General features: G+C 63.3%; 17 protein-coding genes. 3 read left to right on the top strand and 14 right to left on the bottom strand.

Features of this window, described 5'->3' with window-relative positions:
• The first annotated feature begins 54 nt into the window (after window positions 1-54).
• Window positions 55-1,509, top strand: a complete 1,455-nt coding sequence (locus MESS4_RS28705) for a glutamate synthase subunit beta (RefSeq protein ID WP_006338939.1) — start codon at window positions 55-57, stop codon at window positions 1,507-1,509.
• Window positions 1,510-1,560: 51 nt separating this feature from the next.
• Here the strand turns inward: MESS4_RS28705 and MESS4_RS28700 are convergent, their stop codons facing one another.
• Window positions 1,561-2,805, bottom strand: coding sequence for a DUF459 domain-containing protein (locus MESS4_RS28700; protein ID WP_006338938.1), 1,245 nt, complete (start codon window positions 2,803-2,805; stop codon window positions 1,561-1,563).
• 119 nt (window positions 2,806-2,924) lie between these two features.
• Window positions 2,925-4,151 (bottom strand): lytic murein transglycosylase, encoded by a 1,227-nt coding sequence (locus MESS4_RS28695; protein WP_006338936.1) that lies wholly within the window; start codon window positions 4,149-4,151, stop codon window positions 2,925-2,927.
• 209 nt (window positions 4,152-4,360) lie between these two features.
• Here MESS4_RS28695 and galU point away from each other — a divergent pair, with 209 nt between their 5' ends.
• Window positions 4,361-5,266, top strand: a complete 906-nt coding sequence (galU, locus tag MESS4_RS28690) for a UTP--glucose-1-phosphate uridylyltransferase GalU (protein WP_006338932.1) — start codon at window positions 4,361-4,363, stop codon at window positions 5,264-5,266.
• A 27-nt stretch (window positions 5,267-5,293) separates the two neighbouring features.
• Here galU and MESS4_RS28685 read toward each other — a convergent pair whose 3' ends face one another.
• Window positions 5,294-7,051, bottom strand: coding sequence for an outer membrane beta-barrel protein (locus MESS4_RS28685; protein WP_006338931.1), 1,758 nt, complete (start codon window positions 7,049-7,051; stop codon window positions 5,294-5,296).
• A gap of 195 nt (window positions 7,052-7,246) precedes the next feature.
• Here MESS4_RS28685 and MESS4_RS28680 point away from each other — a divergent pair, with 195 nt between their 5' ends.
• Window positions 7,247-8,248, top strand: a complete 1,002-nt coding sequence (locus tag MESS4_RS28680) for a KpsF/GutQ family sugar-phosphate isomerase (RefSeq protein WP_006338929.1) — start codon at window positions 7,247-7,249, stop codon at window positions 8,246-8,248.
• A 6-nt stretch (window positions 8,249-8,254) separates the two neighbouring features.
• On the opposite strand, the gene MESS4_RS28675 is transcribed toward MESS4_RS28680, so the two are convergent.
• The 11 genes from MESS4_RS28675 to MESS4_RS28625 form a co-directional block, all read right to left on the bottom strand.
• Entirely contained in the window at window positions 8,255-8,725 is a 471-nt protein-coding gene (locus tag MESS4_RS28675) for an NfeD family protein (RefSeq protein ID WP_006338928.1), read from the bottom strand.
• Between the two features lie 98 nt (window positions 8,726-8,823).
• The gene (locus MESS4_RS28670; RefSeq protein ID WP_006338921.1) at window positions 8,824-9,774 is read right to left on the bottom strand and encodes an SPFH domain-containing protein; all 951 of its coding nucleotides are present in this window, start codon (window positions 9,772-9,774) and stop codon (window positions 8,824-8,826) included.
• Window positions 9,775-9,910: 136 nt separating this feature from the next.
• Window positions 9,911-10,975, bottom strand: coding sequence for a ferrochelatase (hemH, locus tag MESS4_RS28665; RefSeq protein WP_006338914.1), 1,065 nt, complete (start codon window positions 10,973-10,975; stop codon window positions 9,911-9,913).
• Between the two features lie 136 nt (window positions 10,976-11,111).
• The gene (locus tag MESS4_RS28660) at window positions 11,112-13,241 is read right to left on the bottom strand and encodes a bifunctional metallophosphatase/5'-nucleotidase (RefSeq protein WP_006338913.1); all 2,130 of its coding nucleotides are present in this window, start codon (window positions 13,239-13,241) and stop codon (window positions 11,112-11,114) included.
• 291 nt (window positions 13,242-13,532) lie between these two features.
• A complete protein-coding gene (locus MESS4_RS28655) occupies window positions 13,533-13,907 on the bottom strand; it encodes a hypothetical protein (RefSeq protein ID WP_006338912.1) in 375 nt (124 codons plus the stop codon).
• Between the two features lie 175 nt (window positions 13,908-14,082).
• Window positions 14,083-15,528, bottom strand: a complete 1,446-nt coding sequence (locus MESS4_RS28650; protein WP_006338910.1) for a homospermidine synthase — start codon at window positions 15,526-15,528, stop codon at window positions 14,083-14,085.
• A 110-nt stretch (window positions 15,529-15,638) separates the two neighbouring features.
• Window positions 15,639-16,559, bottom strand: coding sequence for a DUF3445 domain-containing protein (locus MESS4_RS28645; RefSeq protein WP_006338907.1), 921 nt, complete (start codon window positions 16,557-16,559; stop codon window positions 15,639-15,641).
• Window positions 16,560-16,589: 30 nt separating this feature from the next.
• Window positions 16,590-17,252 carry an aminotransferase class IV family protein gene (locus MESS4_RS28640; RefSeq protein WP_006338904.1) on the bottom strand — a complete coding sequence of 221 codons (663 nt, stop codon included), beginning with the start codon at window positions 17,250-17,252 and terminating at the stop codon, window positions 16,590-16,592.
• Entirely contained in the window at window positions 17,201-18,346 is a 1,146-nt protein-coding gene (locus MESS4_RS28635; protein WP_006338903.1) for an aminodeoxychorismate synthase component I, read from the bottom strand. The genes MESS4_RS28640 and MESS4_RS28635 overlap by 52 nt, the downstream gene beginning before the upstream one ends.
• 208 nt (window positions 18,347-18,554) lie before the next feature.
• Complete coding sequence (locus tag MESS4_RS28630; protein WP_006338901.1) at window positions 18,555-19,292, bottom strand: NADH dehydrogenase-like protein; 738 nt, start codon at window positions 19,290-19,292, stop codon at window positions 18,555-18,557.
• A gap of 333 nt (window positions 19,293-19,625) precedes the next feature.
• Window positions 19,626-21,500, bottom strand: a complete 1,875-nt coding sequence (locus MESS4_RS28625; RefSeq protein ID WP_006338899.1) for a M3 family oligoendopeptidase — start codon at window positions 21,498-21,500, stop codon at window positions 19,626-19,628.
• Between the last annotated feature and the right edge of the window lie 167 nt (window positions 21,501-21,667).

Raw genomic sequence — 21,667 nt, 5'->3', positions numbered from 1 at the left:
AGAGGTTAACGGGTGCGGCGAAACCCGCACCATCTGGACAGCAGGAACTGGACCATGGGCAAGGTAACAGGCTTTCTCGAGATCGACCGGCAGGTACACAAGTACCAGCCGGCCTCCGACCGCATCCGGCATTTCCGCGAATTCACGCTGCCGATGTCGGACAAGGAGGTCGAGAAACAGGCCGCGCGCTGCATGGATTGCGGCATTCCCTTCTGCCACGGGCCAACCGGCTGTCCGATCCACAATCAGATCCCGGACTGGAACGACCTCGTCTACAATGGCGACTGGGACAATGCGATCCGCAACCTGCATTCGACCAACAATTTCCCGGAATTCACCGGCCGCATCTGCCCGGCACCGTGCGAGGAAGCCTGCACGCTGAATCTCGAGGACATTCCGGTCGCCATCAAGACTGTCGAGCAGGCGATCGCCGACAAGGCCTATGAGACCGGCCATATCCGGCCCTACCCGCCGGAGAGGAAGACGGGAAAACGCGTCGCGGTCATCGGCTCCGGTCCAGCCGGCATGGCGGGCGCCCAGCAGCTCGGCCGCGCCGGCCATGACGTGCATGTCTATGAGCGCGAGAGCCGGCCCGGCGGGCTGATGCGCTACGGCATCCCCGACTTCAAGATCGAGAAGCACTATATCGACCGGCGCATCGAGCAGATGCAGGGCGAGGGCGTGACCTTTTATTGCGGCGTCAATGTCGGCGTCGACAAGAAGGTGGAGGAATTGCTCGCCGAATATGATGCGGTGCTCTATTGCGGCGGTTCGGAAACGCCGCGTGCGGCCGGCATTCCCGGCGACGATCTCGGCGGCGTGCATGACGCGATGCCCTATCTGGTGCAGCAGAACAAGCGTGTCGGCGGCGAAGCGATCCAGTCGGTGGCGTGGCCGTCGCATCCGATCATCGCCGGCGGCCAGCATGTCGTCGTCGTCGGCGGCGGCGACACCGCCTCCGACTGCGTCGGCACCGCCTTCCGCCAGGGCGCCGTGCGCGTCACCCAGCTCGACATCCGCCCGCAGCCGCCGGAGAAGGAAGACAAGCTCGCGGTCTGGCCCTATTGGGCGACGAAGATGCGCACTTCGTCCTCGCAGGCCGAGGGCGCGGAACGCGAATTCCAGGTGGCGACGCTGGAATTCATCGGCGAGGACGGCCAGCTGACCGGCGTCAAATGCTGCGAGGTCGATGAAAAGCGCAAGCCGATCACCGGCACCGAATTCGTCATCCGCGCGGATCTGGCCTTCATCGCCATCGGCTTTGCCGGGCCTGCCGCGGCCGGCGTGGCGCAGGAACTGGACGGGCAGATGAAGATCGCCACCGACAGCCGCCGTTCCAGGAATGTCGAGGCCAACGACCGCGATTACAGGACCAGCGTCGAAAGGCTCTATGCGGCGGGCGACGTGCGCCGTGGCCAGTCGCTGGTCGTCTGGGCAATCCGTGAGGGCCGCCAGGCGGCGCGTGCGATCGACGAGGCGCTGATGGGATCGACCGTCCTGCCACGTTGAGACCGTTTGGAAACTCTACTCCCGCGGCCATCCGAGGGCGTTTTCGCCGGATCAAGGATTGATTGCCGTTGTCGTGTCGTTTCCAGCGGCTGCCGTCGCGGGCCGGACCTTGGGCGGCCAGGAAAAATCGTCGGCGCGGCCGGGCGATGCAGCTGGCGCCTTGCCCTCGACGACCAGCCTTTCGCCGGGCCTGTCAGCCTTTTTCGGAAGGGCTGCGCCGAGAAGTTCGGAGCCGCCATCGAGCGCCGGATCGCTGAGCAGCATCGGTACGGTTCGATCGACGGCTATGGGCGCCGCTGCCGGCGCCGGTGCCTCGACGGGAGCGCCGGCCGGCGCGGCGGCGGTCGTGACGCCTCCCGGCGTGCTCAGCCCCAGGATCTTCAGCAGCGGTTTTTCGGCATAGAAGGCGAGCTTGCGTTTGCCGGCCCGCGATACGTTGATGCCGTCATCGGTGCGCAACCGCACCGCCTGGCCGTTGATGTCGGGCCCGCTGATGACGAAGGCGCCGTTCTCGTCGACGAAACCGTCCCAGACGTCGACGAATTCGCCGCCGTGACCTTCGGCCGCCGACCGGTAGATGTCGTTGAAAGCCAGCATGTCGGAGGTCATCTTCGCCACCCGGAATGCCGGCATGCCCACCCACAGATAGGGAACCTTGGTCGACGCGATGGCCTTGCCGAGCGCGTCGGTCCGGCGCTCATACTCCTTGGTCCAGTTCTCCGATCGCGGCTGTTCGCGCACATCGTCGACGCGCATTTGCTGCCGGTCGTTGGAACCCAGCATGACGATCACGGCCGCTGGCTTTTCAGTCTCGATCAGCGATTTGATCTGTTCGGGCCAGTTGTAGACGTCGTCACGCACGAGGCCGGACGAACCATTGCCGCGAACGACGATCCTGACGCCAGCGTTTTCCGCAAAAGCGGCATCCAGGCCTTCGGCAAGGCCGGAGGCAATGAAATCGCCGACCACCAGGACGGTGCGGGCGTCCGGCGCCTTCTGGACCACAGGGGTTGTCGGCTCGGCCGGCGGCCGGGGAGCCGCACGAGGCTTTCTTGCTTTTGGCTTGGGTGGCCTGGCTCTCTGAATTTGCCGGGGCGGTTGGACCCGCTGCGGCGGCTCCACCCGGTCGTATCGGCGTGGAAACAACAGGTCGCGCAGCGACCAGCCACGACTTTCTTCCTGCGCCATGGCCGGCGTGTGAAAGGTGCCGGCGATGGTGACCGCCAGGACGGCAATGGCCAGAGCGAGGATCGGCACGCGACGAAGGATCACCCGGATGCGCGCAGCCGAAACCAATCACCCTCTCCATCCCTGGGCGCATGGCCCGAAATCGGATTTCGGAAGGGGCCATGCGCGCGAATTGACGTGCTACAGTGTCCTCTGGGCGTCCGGAAGGACGCGCGCTGTAGACGGCTCTAGTTCTGTCTGAGCCATTTGAGCACTTCCATGCTCGGATGTCCGTCCTGGGTCAAGCCGGCCTTCGCCTGGAAGGCCATGATGGCGGCTTTCGATCCGTCGCCGATCTTGCCGTCGAACTTGCCCGAATAGTAGCCGTGCTCGGAAAGCCGTTGCTGAAGCTCCTGCCTTTCTTCGAAGGAAAGCTTGGTGAAAGGCCGCTTCCAATCCTGAACAAGCCCGCCGTAGCCGGCGATATCATCGGCAAGCAGGCCGACGGCAATCGCGTATTTGTCGGCATTGTTGTAGCGCTTGATGACCGAGAAATTCTTGATCATCAGGAAAGCCGGTCCGCCGCGACCGCCCGGAAGCTTCAGTGTGGCCTTGTCCGCACCATTCCTGAACGGCTTGCCGTTGGCACGCGTGACGCCCAGCGCTTGCCATTGCGACAGCGATTTCGATCCGCCGGGGAACTTCTTTCCCTCGGGAAGGATCACTTCATAACCCCAGGTCTTGCCGGCCTGCCAGCCGTTCTTCTTGAGCAGATTGGCGGCCGTCGCCAGTGCGTCGGGGATCGAATTCCAGATGTCGCGCTTGCCGTTGCCGTCCATGTCGACCGCGTAGGCCTGGTAGCTGGTCGGGATGAACTGGGTATGGCCCATGGCGCCCGCCCATGAGCCGACCAGGTGACTTTCGTCGATGTCGCCCCTCTGCAGGATCTTCAGGGCCGCGATCAACTGGGTGCGGGCAAATTTCGAACGTCGGGGATCGGCATAGCCAAGCGTTGCCAGCGAACGCACGACACTGCGGATGATGTCGTCGCGCTTGAGGGTTTCGCCATAGTTCGATTCCATCGACCAGATGGCCAGCAGGATGTTGCGGTCAACGCCGTATTTTGCCTCGATCCTGTCCAGCCACGGCTTCCACTTCCTGGCCATCTGCTGGCCGACGGCGATCGACTGATCATGGACGCGATTGTCGAAATAGTCCCAGGCAGGCGCCGTGAACTCGGGCTGAAAGCGCGCTTTCTCCAGCACCTCCGGGTCGGCATCCTTGATGCCCCTGAATGCCTGGTCGTAGACAGCGCCAGAAACGCCATTCTGCACCGCGGTGGCGCGGAAGCTGGCGACCCATTGGCGGAAACCGGCGTCGGCAAAAGCAGACCCGGCGGGCATCAGCAAGGCAAGCGAGAGGCCGGCTGCCGCCACGACGCTTGTCAGGCGCCTTGCTGCATTGCGTACGGACATCTTTTCCTCCTTTTTCATCACAGGAAGATCATTCATCGCCGAACCCGGTTAGGATTTAGTTTACCATAGGTGCCGTTGGGAACGAAAAGACGCTTCGATGCTTTAGGAATTGCAAATTTTCATCGACCCGGTCAGTAATCCCCGATTCCGGCATGAAAATGTCTCGAAGCGGGATTGCCGAACAGGCTTTCAAGCGGATAATTGGCGGCATGAAGAGAGTTCGCAAGGCAGTTTTCCCGGTCGCCGGCCTCGGCACACGGTTTCTTCCGGCCACCAAGGCCATTCCCAAGGAAATGCTGACCGTCGTCGACAGGCCAGTCATCCAGTATGTGGTGGACGAGGCGCGCGAAGCCGGCATCGAGCATTTCATCTTCGTGACCGGCCGCAACAAGGCGGTGATCGAGGATCATTTCGACGTCCAGTTCGAGCTCTACGACACGCTCGCCCAGCGCGGCAAGGACGACCAGCTCGCTCGCCTGCAGCGCTTGCAGCCCGCGCCGGGGCAGACCAGCTTCACCCGCCAGCAGGTACCGCTTGGCCTTGGCCATGCCGTCTGGTGCGCCCGCGAACTGGTCGGCGACGAGCCCTTCGCGCTGCTCTTGCCCGACATGATCATGCAGTCGGAAAAAAGCTGCATGAAGGATATGGTCGAGCTCTATGCCGAGACCGGCAACAACATAATCGCGGTGCAGGAATGCGACCCGGCCGAGGCCCATAAATATGGCATCGTCGGCCGCGGCGAGGATACGCATCACGGTTTCCGCATCACCGAGATGGTGGAGAAGCCGAAGACGGGCACCGCCCCCTCCAATCTCTACATCAACGGACGCTACATCCTGCAGCCGGAGATATTCAAGATTCTTGAAAGTCAGGAAAAGGGCGCCGGCAACGAGATCCAGCTCACCGATGCCATGCTGAAGCTGGAGAAGCAGCAGCCCTTCTATGGCTACCATTACCAGGGACGCACCTTCGATTGCGGATCGCCGGAAGGCTTTGTCGAGGCCAATGTCGCCTTCGCGCTGTGGCGCAGCGACATGAACGAGAACATGGCGGGCGTCATCCGCACGCTTCTCGACGAGTTGAAGCCGTCGGAACGCAAGGGCGCTGCTTTCTAGACCCTCGTCGATGCCACTCGGCTTGCCTTACCGCTGAACCTTGACGCCAAGGAATATGCTGTTGGCCGTGTAGTCGCGGCCCTCCAGGTTACTGGTCTGCTTTTCGGTCCTCACCCGGGTGGTGAGGCCGGCATAGCGGTTCAGCCACCATGTCAGCCCGGCCTCGGCGCTCAGCGTCAGATCATGGCCGTCGGACCCGACATAGTCGCGCCAGTCCGCGCCAAGCGCGGCGTTCCCGGTCAGGTTGGCACGGATTTGCCGCTCGCCGGTGAGGCGGCCGGAATAGAGGATGTCGCCACTTTGGTCGGCGGTCGTCGTGCCCTCGACGGTCGTCTGTCCGGTGAGGCCGATCGTGGTGCCGCGCTCGGGCGACCATTTAAGGTCGGCATTCACCGTGGCGCCCGAAATCGCCGGCAGGCGGGCGTCGTCGATGGCTTCCCGCAACCAGCCAGCGGAGAACTCGCCGGCAAGCTTCTCACCCATGTCGAGTTCGACGCCGGCCCGAGCGCCGAGCCGTGTAGAGGATCGTTCGAAGCCGCTGCTATCGACACGCAGATCATAGAGCCGGCGGCCGACCTCGACCTCGGCGAAGGGGGTGATGGCGGGAGAGATCTCGTAGCCGGTGCGCAAAGTCGCAGTGTAAAGGGTGGAATCGCGGTCCTTCTGCGACAACACGGTGCCGTTCGAAAGCTTGGCGTCGCCATAGATGTCGTGGGAGACGGCGCCGGTCAGCGCAAAGCGCATCTTGCCGGCATCCTTCTCGACGGCGAGGCTGCCGTCGATGGTCTGGCGTATCGGCTGCGAGTTGACGCCGGCAATGGCGTCGGGCGAGGAGGCCGATTCCGGCGCAATCTCGTAGCCGAGCTTGGCGATGGCGCGCAGATCATTGTCGAGGTCGACGTTGAGCGTGCCGTCGATGCGGCCACGCCCCTCGTTGATCTTCTGGCCCGAAACGGTATTGCGGAAGGTGCCGTAGCCGTCGATAACCGCCGAATTCTCCGCCCAGTCGGAGACGGCGTTGAAGCGCAGCGTCGTTTCCGACAGCAGTGCCGACTTGCCGCCGTTGCTCGAATCGGCGTTCGACGTCGCCGTTAGGCCTTGCTCGAGCGTTGGCCTGATCACGAAGGAGCCGAGCTTGATGCCGGTGGCGGCGAAGGGGTCGTCTTCCGCCTTCTTGTCCTGGCCCTCGATGGCCTCGGCGCGCTCGGCGCCAGGGTCAAGCTGCAGCCTGTCGGCGGAATCAATGGTCACGGCGCGCCGGTTGGTGTCCTGATCCGTCTCGGCGGTGTCGGTGTCATCCGTCGTGGCCGTGCTTGTTGTGTCGACGGGGGTTTTCTTTGTCTTCTTGTTGTCGGCGGCCTCGTCCTCCGCCTTGTCTTCATCGGCGGCGCGTTGCCTGGCGCTTGCCGAGCGGCGCGGCGGGACGGGGGTGGGGTTGTCGGCAAATGGGTCGTCGTCGGCCGTGGGCGGATCGAAAATACTGCCGGTCGCGGTCGCCGTGCCAGTGTCGTCGTCCGGTACGGCGCCGGGACTGGCCGGCTGATAGGTAGGTGCCGGGGCGGTCGCGCCGGGCGTTGTCGCCTGGGAACTGGCCATGCTCATCTGCCTGGCCTTGCGCTGCTGGTCGTCCAGAATCGCCGATTCCGAAACCTCGCCACGCAACTCGGTCTCCTGGGCGTAAGGCAGCGCCGGCCGCAGCAAGGCGAAGATGCTGGTCGCCAGCAACAAGGCGCAGACCGTCTTGCCCTTGCGTCCTTTTTTCTTTTCAGGCTGGGCTTTGGACATCGCCACCACTGCTTGCGCGACGCCTGCGCGCCATACTTACCGAACCGTAAATGGGGATGGTTAACGGAGGGTTGAGGCGGCCGCCGATTAGCTCCGTCGCGCGCTTATGATCGAAGGGATTCATGCGGTGCGCTGTACGCATGAGGCGGCAATTCCGTTGGACAGGCGCGCGGCAAAGCGCTAATCGCATCAGCCATGCATGCTGGATCCCCAGAGAAGAAGCCGCTCGACAGGCAAGCTTCAATCGCGTCGGCGCTCAGAACGGTGGCAACCGAGCAGGCTGGTGTCGCCGCACTGGCGTCCGCGCTCGAAAACGGGCTGGCCGAACCATTCGCGCGCGCCGTCGACATGGTGTCGCGGATCGACGGCCGCGTCATCGTCACCGGCGTCGGCAAGAGTGGCCATATCGGCTCCAAGATCGCCGCGACGCTCGCCTCGACCGGCACGCCCGCCTTCTTCGTCCACCCTGCTGAAGCCAATCATGGCGATCTCGGCATGATCGCCAGGGATGACGCCATCATCGCCATGTCGTGGTCGGGCGAGAGCAGGGAGCTCATGGGCATCGTCGCCTATTCCAGGCGTTTCTCGATCCCGTTGATCGCGGTCACGTCCGGGGAGACATCGGCGCTGGCGCGCGAGGCGGATGTGGTGCTTTTGCTGCCGCGTGCGCCGGAAGCCTGCCCGCACGGCCTGGCGCCGACGACATCGACGCTGCTGCAACTGGTGATCGGCGATGCGCTGGCCATCGCTCTGCTCGAAGCGCGCGGTTTCACGCCGGACCATTTTCGCACCTTTCATCCCGGCGGACAGCTCGGCGCCAATCTGACGCAGATCCGCGATATCATGCATGTCGGCGACCGGCTGCCGCTGGTGCCCTCCGGCACCGGAATGCAGGAGGCGATCCTCGAACTGTCGCGCAAGGGATTTGGCTGCGTGGCGATCACCGGCGCGGACGGCGCGCTGGTCGGCATCATCACCGATGGCGACATCAGGCGCCATATCGGCAGCAATCTTCTGGCGATGAGCGTCGATCAGGTCATGACCAGGGAGCCGAAGACGGCCGGACCCGATACGCTGGTGGCGACGGCGCTGCAGACGATCAACAACTCGGCAATCACCAGCCTGATGGTGATCGAAGGCCGCCGGCCGGTCGGGCTCGTCCACCTGCACGATCTGCTGCGCATCGGCGCGGCCTAGGTCTTTTCAGCTCAAAACCGCCTCGACGGTCAGCTCCAGATCCGTATCGGCCGAGCCCGTTACGCGCACCTGCGTGCCGGCCGGCAGATCCGGGCCGGAAACACGCCACAGCGTGTCGCCCAGCCGGATGCGGCCGCGACCGTTCTTGATCGGTTCGGCCAGCGTCGCCATCCTGCCGACCATCTGCGCGCCACGACGGTTGAGCAGCGGCTGGTCGGCGTCGCCATGGCGTCCGCCAATCAGCTTCTTGCCGACAAAGGCCGAGACCAGCGACAGCGCAAGGAAGGCCAGCACCTGGACCTGCCATGTCCAGAAACCGGCGTCCCAGATAAGCAGCGACACGGCGCCGATGATCAGGGCGGCGATGCCGATCCACAGCATGAACACGCCCGGCGCGACGACTTCCATCACCAGGAGGACGAAGCCGAGAACCATCCAGTTCCATGGGCCGAGTTCGGAAACGATGCGTTCGATCATGGGAGTGCTTCTTCTTGTTTGAGCATGATCTTTTCCGAAGAACCGGCTTCCACTTTTCGCTACGCGGACCTTTGGTTCGGGATCACGCTCCTATGATCTCAATTGTCGCTCGGGCGAACCACCGGCGGACGAGCGGCCTGCCGCGCGGCACCGGCAGTGCCCTCGCTCCTGAAGACTTCCCTGGCGATCTCGCCGATGCCGCCGAGCGTGCCGATCAGTGATGAAGCCTCCATCGGCATCAGCACTACCTTGCTGTTCGTAGCGGAGCCGATCTTGGCCAGCGCTTCGGTGTATTTCAGCGCGACGAAGTAATTGAGCGCCTGCACGTCGCCCTTGGCGATCGCCTCCGATACCACTTGCGTGGCGCGGGCCTCGGCCTCGGCCGAGCGTTCGCGCGCCTCGGCGTCGCGGAAGGCGGCTTCCTTGCGGCCTTCCGCCTCCAGGATCTGCGACTGCTTGAGACCTTCGGCATCGAGGATCTGCGCGCGCTTGTTGCGCTCGGCCATCATCTGGCGGCCCATCGATTCGATGAGATTGGCCGGCGGATTGATGTCCTTGATCTCGACGCGGGTGATCTTGATGCCCCAGGGATGCGCCGCTTCATCGACGACGCGCAGCAGGCGCTCGTTGATGGCGTCGCGGTTCGACAGCAATTCGTCGAGGTCCATCGAGCCCATCACGGTGCGGATGTTGGTCATCGTCAGGTTGAGGATGGCGTTCTCGAGGCCGGCGACCTGGTAGGCGGCCTGCGCGGCGTTGAGCACCTGGTAGAAGGCGACGCCATCGACGGCGACGATAGCATTGTCGCGGGTGATGATCTCCTGCGTCGGGACATCGAGCACCTGCTCCATCATGTTCATCTTGGCGCCGACGCGCTCGAAGATGGGGTTGATGATATTAAGACCCGGCGTCAAAGACTTGGTGTAGCGGCCGAAGCGCTCCACCGTATAGTTATAGCCCTGCGGTACCGTCTTGATGCCCTTGAAAAGAAGGATGATGACAAGAAAGACAAGAACAACGATGGCGATGTCGAAACCGCTGAAGCCCATTTTCATTTCTCCCTCAAAAGCCGGCGACCTCACGGAATCACTTAAGTGTGTTTCCGCAGCGTTACAATCAGGTGATCGCGAATATTGGTTAGCGAAGGCTTTTGCGCACTGGTTTCAGCCTTGCCGTCGGGGACGTTCAGATCCAGCCGGCAAGTTCGCGCCGCACCATCGCTTCGATCACCGCCATGCCTTCCACACTGTCATTGAGACAAGGGATGTGCGCGAAATTCCCGCCGCCGGCGTGATGAAAGGTTTCGGCTGCCTCGCGGCCGATCTCGTCGAGCGTCTCGATGCAATCGACGGAAAAGCCCGGATTGACGATGGCGATCGATTTCACGCCTTCCCTGGCCAATTTCTCGACCGTCTTGTCGGTGTAGGGCTGCAGCCATTCCTGCGCGCCGAAGCGCGACTGGAAGGTGGTGATCAACTTCTTCTCGTCCCAGCCGAGCTTTTCGCGCAGCAGCCGCGTCGTCTCCAGGCAATGGGCCTGATAGGGGTCGCCCTTGTCGGAATAGGGTTTCGGTATGCCGTGATAGGAGGTGATGACCACCTCCGGTTCGAAATCGAGGCCCGCCAGATGCCGCTCGATCGAACGGGCGAGCGCCTCGATATAGACCGGCTCGGCATAGTAGGGCGGCACGCTGCGGACAGCCGGCGCGCGGCGCATCTTCATCAGGGCGCGAAACAGCTGGTCGTTGGCGGTCGCCGTCGTCGTCGCCGAATATTGCGGGTAGAGCGGGAAGGTGAGGATGCGGTCGCAACCCTGCTCGACCAGCTTCTGGGCGATGCTCGCCGTCGAGGGATTGCCATAGCGCATCGCCCAGTCGACGACGATGTCAGGCAGGTCGCCAAGCACCTCGGCAAGCTTCTCACCTTGAGCGCGGGTGTAGGTGCGCAGCGGCGATTCGTTGCGCTCCCGGTTCCAGATCCTGGCGTAATTGGCGCCCGACTTCTTCGGCCGCGTGGTCAGCACAAGTCCATAGAGGATCGGATACCAGATCGCCTTGTTGAGCTCGATGACACGCGGATCGGAAAGGAACTCCCTGAGATAGCGCCACATCGGCTTGAAATCGGTGCCATCGGGCGTACCGAGATTGACCAGCATCACGCCGATCCTGCCCGCCCCGGCCGGCCGATGTCCTGCAGGCAGCGGGCCGAGGGCCTTCGCGGCTTTAGGGTCGACAGGGCTGGAAAGCGTCATAAAGGGTCTCCGGACATCCGCGAAACTAGCGATGCCGCGCCGGTTTTCAATGCTGCGTCTGGCCGCACCTTGCCTCGAAAGCGAAAACCCGCCCGGTTTGCCGGGCGGGTGCTCTGAACTCGAACTCCCGAGGTTCCTATTTGCCGGCGGTTGGAATGACCAAGGTTGCGCCTATCGGGAGATGGTGTGGCTCATAGCCCTTGTTGGCGCCGGAGATCACCCTCCACTTGGTGCCGTCGCCATAGGTCTTCACCGCCAGATCCCAATAGGTATCGCCGGCAACGATCACATGGCTGTTTTCGGCAGGCGCCGCCTCGGCCGGTTTTGCTGGTTCTGCCGGCGCTGGAGCTGTCTCCGCAGGCGCCGGGGCAGGGGCCGGTGTGGCGGGAGCGGGCGCAGGTTCCGCTGGCGCGGGCTCGGCCGGCTTTGCCGGTTCGGTGGGCGCCGGAGCTGTCTCAGCCGGGGCCGGCGTTGTTTCCGCCGGCACGCTTGGCGGCGTCGTGGTGATATCGCCGGAACCGGCCGGCAATGCAGGCATCGCCGGTTCAGCAGGTGCGGCCGGGGCCGCCTCCGCCGGTTTTGCCGGCTCTGCCGGAGCGGGCTCGGCCGGCTTTGCTGGTTCAGCGGCCGGTGCTGCGGGAGCCGCCGCAACGTTCGCGGCGATCTCGGTGATGCGGCCATCGAGCTTCGGCGTATAAGGCCGATGCGCGCCGAGGTAATCGGCGACCACCTGTTCGAGGCCCGGACCGTAGTCGTAGGCGTTCTTGGCCTTGTCGGCGAAGATCTTGTAGCCGTCGCCGCCCTGGCGAACATAGTTGTTGGTGGCGACCAGGTAATCCTTGTCCGGATTGATCGGCGTCCAGGCGCCGCCTTCCATGACCTCGACCGACTTGACGCGACCGGCATTGGGCGCGACCGATTTGTCAAATGCGTATTTAAGGCCGGCAACCTGCGGGAAGCGGCCGGCGCCATCCTCGACCTGGCTGAGGCCGCTTTCGAGCCCGGCGACCAGATCCTTGCCGGAAATCTGGAAGGTCGCCAGCGTGTTCTGGAACGGCAGCACGGTCAGCACCTCGCCCATGGTGACGGTGCCCTGGTCGATCGAGGCGCGCAGGCCGCCGCCATTCGAGATGACGATCTCGACGCCCTGGCCCTTGACGCGGTCGAGGATGGCGTCGGAGACGAGATTGCCCATCTCGCATTCGCGGGCGCGGCAATTCTGCCGGCTGCCGTCGATCGGCTTGGTGGTCTCGGCGACTTCCTTGTTCTTCAAAGCCTCGATCGGCGCGCCAAGCTCCTTGATGCGGGCAAGCACGGCGGGATCGGGGGTGATCGACTTGTCGAGATAGATCGGGTTGCCGCTGGCCTCTTTGACGACGCCGTTGTCGTCGAACACGACCTTGAACTCGCCGAGATATTTCGAATAGGACGCTGCCTGGACGACCGGCACCTTGTAGCCGTCCGGATTGTCGACCATCGTCGGGTAAGGGCCTTCGGCCTTCGGGTCGGTGTTGGACAGCAGCGAGTGGCTGTGGCCACCGACCACCACGTCGATGCCCGGGATCTTGGCGATAACATCGCGCTCGCGCCTGTAGCCGATATGGGTGACCGCGATGATCTTGTTGACGCCCTGCGCCTTCAGTTTCTCGACTTCGGCGATGATCGACTTGACGTCGTCCTCGATCGTGACGTTGGGGCCTGGCGAGGCAATCTCCGGCGTGTCGTTGGTGACCGCGCCGACGATGCCGATCTTCTGGCCACCGACTTCGACGACGATCGACGGTTTCACCCGGTCGCCGAGCTTGGACTGCGCGTTGGCCTTCACATTGGCGCCGAGCACCGGAAACTTGATCATGTCGAGGAATGGCGCCAATGCGGCCTCGCCATCATCGAACTCGTGATTGCCGAGCGCCATGGCGTCGAACTTCATCTGGTTGAGGAACTCGCCTTCGACCTTGCCCTTGTAGGTCGTGTAGAAGAGCGAACCCTGGAAATTGTCGCCGGCGCTGAGCAGCAGCACGTTCTGGCCTTCCAGCTTCTTGCGTTCCTGGGCGATCGCCGTGATCAGTCGCCCGGCGCCGCCGATGCACTCGCCCTTGGTCTCTTCCTCTACCGAGCAGGTCGATTCATATTTGTTGTTGCCTTCGATGCGGCTGTGCCAGTCGTTGATGTGCAGTATGTTCAGCGTGTAGTCGGCAAAGGATGCTCCGGCCGACAGGCCAAGCGTGGACGCCGACAGGGCGGCAATGGCTGCAATCTTCTTCATTTTCGTCTCCCGGATGACTTGAGTACAGCGCCGCGCGTCCTTTGGGACGCGCAAAGGACGCTGTACCAATCTCGATTGGCGCATGATCCTTTCCGAAAATCGATTCCGATTTTCGGGGTCATGCGCAGAGCGTTTAACGCTCTTGTTTGACTGGGCTATAACAGCGCAGCCTTTGGCCATGTTCACACTGCGTTTGGGTCGACGCAAGCGGAATCGGGATCAGCTTTGCCGGCGCAAAAAAAGACGGCGAGCCAAGCTCGCCGTCCTTTTTGAAGGCAGTTGGTCTGATGCTCAGGCACGTCTGGTCAGTACGAAATTCTGTCCGCTCCCGCTGGTGCAATTAAGCTGCGAGGTGGAGATCAGCAGACAGTTGAAGCTGATCGGCGTCTGGCGGATCAGCGAGGTGCCGCGGATCTCGACCGAGGTGCCGCCGGTCATGGTATAGCTGCCATCGGCAAGCTTCTGGCCGGTATCGGTGGCGACGGTCTTGAAGCTGCCACCGGCAAAGGTCGACAAGCCCGTGCCCTGCGCGTCGATCCAGGAGCCTTCGACCCCTTTTGACGAGATTGCCGGCGGCTCGCTCGGGCCGGTGGTGGTGCAGGCCGCCAAAACGACGGCCGTGGCCGCGGCAATGCCGGCCGAAAGCAATTTTCGCGCGATCGTCATGAAAAATCCTCTCCTCGAGCATCGGACCGAAATCTGTTCGATTTCGGAAAGCACGATGCGTCCATTCAAAGTGCTGGAGCGTACTTCCAAATAGACGCACATCGCTCCAGGCCGCCTCCTTCAATCGCCCGATTTCCGGGCGATTGCAAGGCGGCGCGGTATGCTGGTGGGACCGCTATCGAACGAGGATGTTGCGGAATTGCCACGGGTCGTTTTTGTCGAGGTCTTCCGGGAACAGGCCAGGGCGGTTATCGAGCGGCGTCCAGTCGGTATAGTAGCCCTTGACCGGTCCGAGATAGGGGGACTGCACTTCCAGGCAGCGCTTGTAGTCCATCTCGTCGGCCTCGACGATGCCGGCTTCAGGATTTTCCAGCGCCCAGACCATGCCGGCCAGCACCGCTGAGGTAACTTGCATGCCGGTCGCGTTCTGGTAGGGCGCCAGCTTGCGCGCTGCGGCCAGCGACAATTGCGAGCCATACCAATAGGCGTTCTTGTCGTGGCCGTAGAGCAGCACGCCGAGTTCATCGACACCGTCGACCAGCTCATTCTCGTCGAGCACATGATAAGCGGCCTGCGGCTTGCCGGCGGCGCCGAAGATCTCGTGCATCGACAGCACGGCGTCGTTGCAGGGATGGTAGGCGTAGTGGCAGGTGGGGCGGTAGTGAACCTTGCCCTTCTTGCCGCGCACGGTGAAGAAATCGGCGATCGAGATCGCCTCGTTGTGCGTCACCAGGAAACCGTATTGCGGCCCAGGCGTCGGGCACCAGGTGCGCACACGGGTGTTGGCGCCGGGCTGCTCCAGATAGATCGCGGCCTTGGAGCCATGCTTGTGCTTCTTGCCGTTCTTGGGCATCCACTTCTCATGCGTGCCCCAGCCGAGTTCGGCCGGCTGCATGCCTTCCGAAACGAAGCCTTCGACCGACCAGGTGTTCCAGAACACATCCATCGGCTTCGGCTTCTTGGTGCGCTGGGTGTCGCGCTCGGCGATGTGGATGCCCTTGACGCCGGCCTTCTTCATCAGCTTGGCCCAGCCCTCGCGGTCCTCCTGCGCCGGCTCCGAAAACTCCAGCCCGAGATCGGTGGCAAGGTTGACCAGCGCCTGCTTGACGAACCACGAAACCATGCCGGGGTTGGCGCCGCAGGTGGAGATCGCCGTCGCGCCGCCGGGATGCTTCTGCTTTTCCTCGATCATCGCTTCGCGCAACGCGTAGTTGGTGCGGCTGGCATTGTCGGCCCTGGCATCGAAATAGAACCCAAGCCATGGCTCGACGACGGTGTCGATGTAGAGCACGCCGAGCTTGCGGCAGAGCCGCATCAGGTCCACCGAGCCGGTATCGACCGACAGGTTGACGCAAAAGCCCTGGCCGCCGCCATTGGTCAGAAGCGGCGTCAAAAGCTTCTTGTAGTTCTTCTCGGTCACGGCTTCCTGGACGAAGGCGATGTCGTGCTGGTCAAGCAGCTTGCGGGGGGTGTCGCGCGGATCGATGACCGTCATGCGCGACTTGTCGAACTTGAAATGGCGTTCGATCAGCGGCAGCGTTCCCCGCCCGATCGAGCCGAAGCCGATCATCACGACAGGGCCGGCGATTTCACCGTAAACGGGCCAGTTTTCATTCGCCATTTTATCGAACACTCCATCAAACACTGGGAAAAACCCGGCATTTCAACCGGACGGCCAAGCGCTACACCACAGATCATTGTCATAAACCAGTGAAAAGCGCCAACCGCCGGCTAGGCCGCATTCGCCATGTGGTTAAGGAAGGCAACCAGCCGGTCGCGGTCCGATGTCATGCCCTTGTAGTCGAGCTGGGCTTCGTCGAGCGCCAAAAGTTGCGCGGCGAAAGACGCTGCCAGCCTTGCCCGATCGGGATGGCGCGCCAGCACGCTGAGCGGGTCGAGATGGATGCGAATGGTGAACAGGACGTCACGCGAAACGGCAAGTTTTCTGAGCGTCTGCCGCTCGACACGGATGAAGGCACGGGCATCGATGTCGCCATCAGGAAAGCGGGAGGGGCGGTTCGCGGTGCGGTCGATGCGCTCAAGGTTCGAGAGTGGATGGTAGAGCGCATCGCCGTCCTGGACCGACCAGTTGTAGCGCTCGACGGCCTGGCCCTGAAGGCCGTCGAACATGCGGTTGATAAGGTCGGCCGGGCGCGTTCCCGGACCGAAGCCCGGCACCGGCGCGTGGATCTCCTGCAACGGCCTGCCGAATTTTTCGATCAGCGACCATGAGGAGGGAAAGCAGAGCGAGCCGGCGACCAGCCGCCAGCCACTCTCGTCGCGGCGCATCAGGATCAGGTCTTCCTGGACAAGCAACGAGACTGCGACAAGCGGCGCATCGCTGAAGCCGCCGGCAGTACCGGCTTCGGCGCCGATCACCTCGATCCCGGTGCTCGAGCGCCGATAGATGTCGGGATATTTCACCAGCAAATGCGCGCCGAGCAGGTCGAACACCTCGCGCTGGGCGTCACGTGTGCCGTCCTCCTCGACAAAGACGCTGCCGGGAATTTCGGTATACAGCCGGCGCTTCTCGGCGAGATGAGTCAACAGATGCCCATCGACCTCGATCCATCCGTCGAAGTCGAGCGGCTTCAGTCCGATGGCAAAAAGCTTCGATGAGCCGTCATAGGGCGTGTGGGTGGGGATGCTCATGCCTCTATATGGGAGTCCAGTCGGATCGCGTCAGCCCAGCCGCGCCGGGATCAGTCCGCGCAACGAATTGCCGACGAACAGCGCCCTGGCCGACTTAAGATCGTCCAAGGTGTAGATCGCTTCGCGGGCGCAGCCTTGATCCAGCAGCTCACCGCGCAGGACACCAGGAAGCAGGCCGCAATCGAGCCGCGGCGTCGCCAGCGCGCCGTCGCCGAAATCGGCGAAGAGATTTGATATCGTGCCCTCGCAGATTTCGCCGCGTTCGTTGGCCAGCAGCACCTCGTCGGCCCGGCTGATCAGATGTTCGGCGCGCGCCCGCTGGTAGGTTTCCCGGCGGCTGGTCTTGTGGCGCAGCAGCGTGTCGTTCGAATCGAGCCGTATCCGCGCCAGTTGCAGCCGCCATACCTTGTCGGCCGCGAGCGGCTCGTAGGGCACGGCCGAGGCCGTCGCCTTGCCGTTGCGCGACAGGACGAGGCGTGTGCGCAAGGCAATGTCAGGCCGGTCAATGACGTTTGTCAGCACCTCGCCGACCTTCCGCGGATCGCAGGCAAAGCCCAATTCGCTTGCCGAGCCGTAAAGGCGCGCAAGGTGGCGGTCGAAACGGAGGAAGCCCTGGTCGGGCTCCCAGCGCATGGTCTCGATCAGTTCGAAATCGGCGGTGTTCCGGTCGCGAAGCGCGCTTTCAGCAGACACTCCTGATACTCCTCCTCGGCCGTCGAATCGAAGACGACGCCGCCGCCGACATTGTAGACGGCTTCGCCGCTGGAAAAGAGCGAGATGGTGCGGATCGCCACCGAAAAGCGCATCGTGCCGCCAGGTGCGATCCAGCCGATGGCGCCGCAATAGACGTCGCGTGGCGCGGTTTCCAGGTCGTGCAGGATTTCCATGGCGCGGATCTTCGGCGCGCCGGTGATCGAGCCGCAGGGGAAGAGTGCCGCAAATATCTCGCGGATTGTCAGACCGGGCAAAAGCCTTGCCCGTACGCGGCTCACCATCTGGTGGACGGTCGGGTAGGTTTCGATGCGGAAAAGCTCCGGCACCTCCAGCGTGCCGACCTCGCTGATCAGCGAGATGTCGTTGCGCAGGAGATCGACGATCATCCGGTTCTCGGCCTGGTTCTTCTCGTCGTTGGACAAGAACGTCTTTAGCCGCTTGTCCTCCGCCCTGGTCGCGCCGCGCGGAGCAGTGCCCTTCATCGGATGCGTTTCGATCATGCCTTGGGCGTCGATCTCGAAGAACAGTTCCGGCGAACGCGACAGAACGACGGGATCGCCGAGTGCGACCAATGCGCCGTATTTCACCGGCTGGCGTTCGGTCAGCGCGTCGAAGGCGGCCAGCGCATCGCCCGACCATTGCGCATGGACCGGAAAGGTCAGATTGCCCTGATAGCAATCGCCCTTGCGGATGTGGTCGTGGAGCCGCGCAAAGCGCTTTGCATAGTCCTGCGAAGACCAGGCAGCTTTTGCGTCGAAGATCGGGCCATTGGTCGCCGCCGCGTGATCGCGCCCGACCGCCCGTTCGACAGGCGCATCGAAGACGCCGAAGCAGACAAGAGGGGCACGTCGCCCGCCCGGCAGCAGCGGAACGAGCTTTGGCTCGAGCAGATAGCCGGCTTCGTAGGAGAGATAGCCGGCCAGCCATTTGCCGGCGTTGTGTGCCGCCTGCGCGGCTTCGAGCGCCGGCAGGAAATCCTGCGCCTCGTGCGCTACAATGATGTCAGCCGGATCGTCGAAGACGAGCTGACGCGCGCTCTTGTCGTTGCGGAAAATTGCAGAGGGCAGGGACATGAGGCTCGGATGTTGCGGCCAATGGCGATCATCAATCGCTCTATATGGGGCCTCGTTCCCGCGCAATCGAGGGAACGGCGTCTCAGGACGCAAAGACAGTCTCGGGCAAAAAGATAGTCTTGAGCAAAAAGACAGTCTTGGGCAAAAGCGAACTGGCGGCGCCCCGGGGACGCCGCCAGTTGTTTTGGGTTCGATGCCGGCAGGCAGGTCAGGTGTTGCTGGCGGTCCCCGCGGTCGGGAAGCGGCGCGCGAATTCCGTTTCGTCGCCGGCGGCGAGCAGCTTGGCCTGCTCGATCCAGCGCTCGCGTTCGATGCGGCCGTCGAAGTTCAAGGTCTTCTCGATCCGCGCGACGTCGGCGGCCGTCCATGCCGCGATCTGAGCATAGGTTGTGACGCCCAGCCCCTTGAGCAGCTTCTCATTGGCCGGGCCGATGCCGATCAGGCGGCGCAGATCGTTGGCCTTGCCGGCTGCCACTGCTGTCGCCTTGCCTGCCGTGGCTTTCCTTGCCGCCGGTGCGGCCTTCTTCGCAGCAGTGCTCGTCTTCGCCGCGCTCGGTGTTGCCGCCTTTGATGCGCCTGCTTTGGGCGCACCCGCCTTGGGTGCGCCGGTCTTGGTGGCGCTTGCCTTCGACGCCGCTGCCGCGGGTTTGCTGGGCGCTGGCGTCGACATCAGCGCAGCCGGCGCCTGAGCCGCAGCCTTGGCCGGGCCGGTCTTGGCGGCTTGCGCCTCGGCCAACCGGCGCTCGAGATCGGCGCGGGTACGGCCGCATGCATCCAGCTCACCGGTCAGACGATCGGTGTCGGCGCGCAGCCTGTCGCGCTCACTGCGCGTACGGTCGAGGTCGCCGCGCAGGCTGTCGAGTTCGCCACGCAGCCGTCCCCAGATGAACCAGCCAACCAACACACCTACCAGGAACGCCAGGAGCATGTAGAAAAAAGTGCCCATTGTCTCTCTCTCCAGTCCGATCCATCTGCCGCGGTCAGGAACAGCGACCTTGGCGAAGGACCATTCGATGGTGGTTCCGCGGTTCGCGGAACAGCCGGCTTCGATAGAGCTGTCGGCAACCGGCTTTTCCCGCCATGGCCAACGGCCGCTGTCGCATTCGCCGAGGCGCCCTGGCCGGCCGGAGAATCTCCCGGCTCGAGCCCCACGCCCGGTTGAGCTTGAGGCGGGACGCTATCATACAGCCCCCGGAAAGCTAACGGAAAAATTCCATAGAAAGTTATTCAAGAACAAATATTCAACGCAAGAATAGAATGGTTTCAATATGCATCGCGGCTAAACTGTTCTGCCTACCCCGCGCGTCCGCCGGCGGGCATCAATGTCCAGCGCTTCCAGCTCGTCGATCAGGCCGCCGATCACGCCGAGCCCGATCTGCCAGAAGGCAGGGTCGGTGGCATCGAGGCCGAAGGGCGCCAGAAGCTCGGAATGATGCTTGGTGCCGCCGGCGCGCAGCATGGCAAAGTACTTCTCCTGAAAGCCGCGCTCGGCATTCTGGTAGACCGCATAGAGCGAATTCACCAGGCAGTCGCCGAAAGCATAGGCATAGACGTAGAAGGGCGAATGGATGAAGTGGGGGATGTAGGTCCAGAAGACCTCGTAACCCTCGCGCAGCTTGATCGCCGGCCCGAGGCTTTCCGCCTGCACTTCCAGCCAGAACTGGCCGAGCTTGTCGGATGTCAGTTCGCCGTTCTTGCGCTCGGCATGCACCTTGCGCTCGAATTCGTAGAAGGCGATCTGGCGCACGACCGTGTTGATCATGTCCTCGACCTTCTGGGCGAGCATGGCCTTGCGCTCGCGCTTGTCGGTGGTCTGCTCGAGCAGCGAGCGGAAGGTCAGCATCTCGCCGAAGACGGATGCCGTCTCGGCCAGCGTCAGCGGCGTCGAAGCCATCAGCGCGCCCTGGCCGCCGGCCAGCACCTGGTGCACGCCATGGCCGAGCTCATGCGCCAGCGTCATCACGTCACGCGGCTTGCCCATGTAGTTGAGCAGCACATAAGGATGCGCCGACGGCACGGTCGGATGCGCGAAAGCGCCCGGCGACTTGCCGGGCCTGACCGGCGCGTCGATCCAGTTGCGGTCGAAGAATGTCCTGGCGATTTCCGCCATGTCGGGGGAGAAGCGCTGATAGGCCGACAGCACCGTGTTCTTGGCCTCGTCCCAGCCGATGACCGCTTGCGGGGTCTCGGGCAACGGTGCGTTGCGGTCCCAGTGGTTCATCACCTCCATGCCGAGCCAGCGCGCCTTCATCGCGTAATAGCGGTGCGACAGACGCGGATAGGCGTCGCGAACGGCCGAGGCCAGCGCGTCCACCACGCTGCGCTCGACGCGGTTGGCGAGGTGGCGCGAATCGGCGATGTCCTCGAAGCCGCGCCAGCGGTCGGAAATCTCCTTGTCCTTGGCCAGCGTATTGGTGATCAGCGTGAAGGTGCGCAAATTCTTGCGGAAGGTTGCGGCCAGCGCCTCGGAGGCCCGGCGGCGTACTTCGCCATCGGCGTCCTGCAGCCGATTGAGCGCCGGCTCCAGTGTCAGTTCCTCGCCGTCGATGTCGAAGCGCAGATCGGTCATCGTCTCGTCGAACAGGCGGTTCCAGGCGCCGCGCCCGGTGATCGACTTTTCGTGGAAAAGCTGCTCGACCCGGTCCTCGAGCTGGTAGGGCTTGTCCATGCGCAGGTCGAGCACCCACGGCCGGTAATGGGCGAAACCGGGGTCGGCGGCAAGCGCGGTCGCGATCGCGGCATCGTCGATGAGGTTCAGTTCGAGCGCGAAAAACAGAAGATGCGCGCTGGCGTCGGTCATCCTTTCCTGGATGTCGCCATAGAGCTTGGCACGCTGCGGATCCGCCGTGTTGCCGGCATAGACCAGCCCGGCATAGGAGACGATCCTGCCGATCAGTTCCTCCAGCGCTTCATAGGCCTGAAGCGCCTCGCCCAGCCTGCCGCCGTCGCCACGCTCGGCCTCGGCGGCAAGCGTGCCTTTCCAGCGGCTCTCGAAGCTGATGGCGTCGGCGGCCGCCTTGGCGATGTCGCGCTTCAGCTCCGGGGCGTCCATGCCCGGATAGAGATCGGTGAGATTCCATTCCGGCAGGTCGCCGAGCTCCGCCGCGCCCTGACCGGACGCCGCCGCCAGCTGCCGACCAAAAACCATGCGCATTGCCATATTTCCAGAACCAAGATTCGAGGGCCAGAATTCGAGGGGCCAAATTCGAAAGGAATGAGAAGCCGGTCAAATCCTAAGGAATTCGTTCACCGGGTTTTTTGAAACCTTATTTAGAACCCTGTGCCAAGATGATCCATAGGGCGCAGTCTCCTCTCAGGTGA

Origin of the sequence: Mesorhizobium sp. STM 4661 (genome assembly GCF_000359125.1) — a bacterium.
GTDB lineage: Bacteria > Pseudomonadota > Alphaproteobacteria > Rhizobiales > Rhizobiaceae > Mesorhizobium.
The sequence above is the reverse complement of the archived record's forward strand: the minus strand, read 5'-3'. Positions and strand labels throughout refer to the sequence as shown.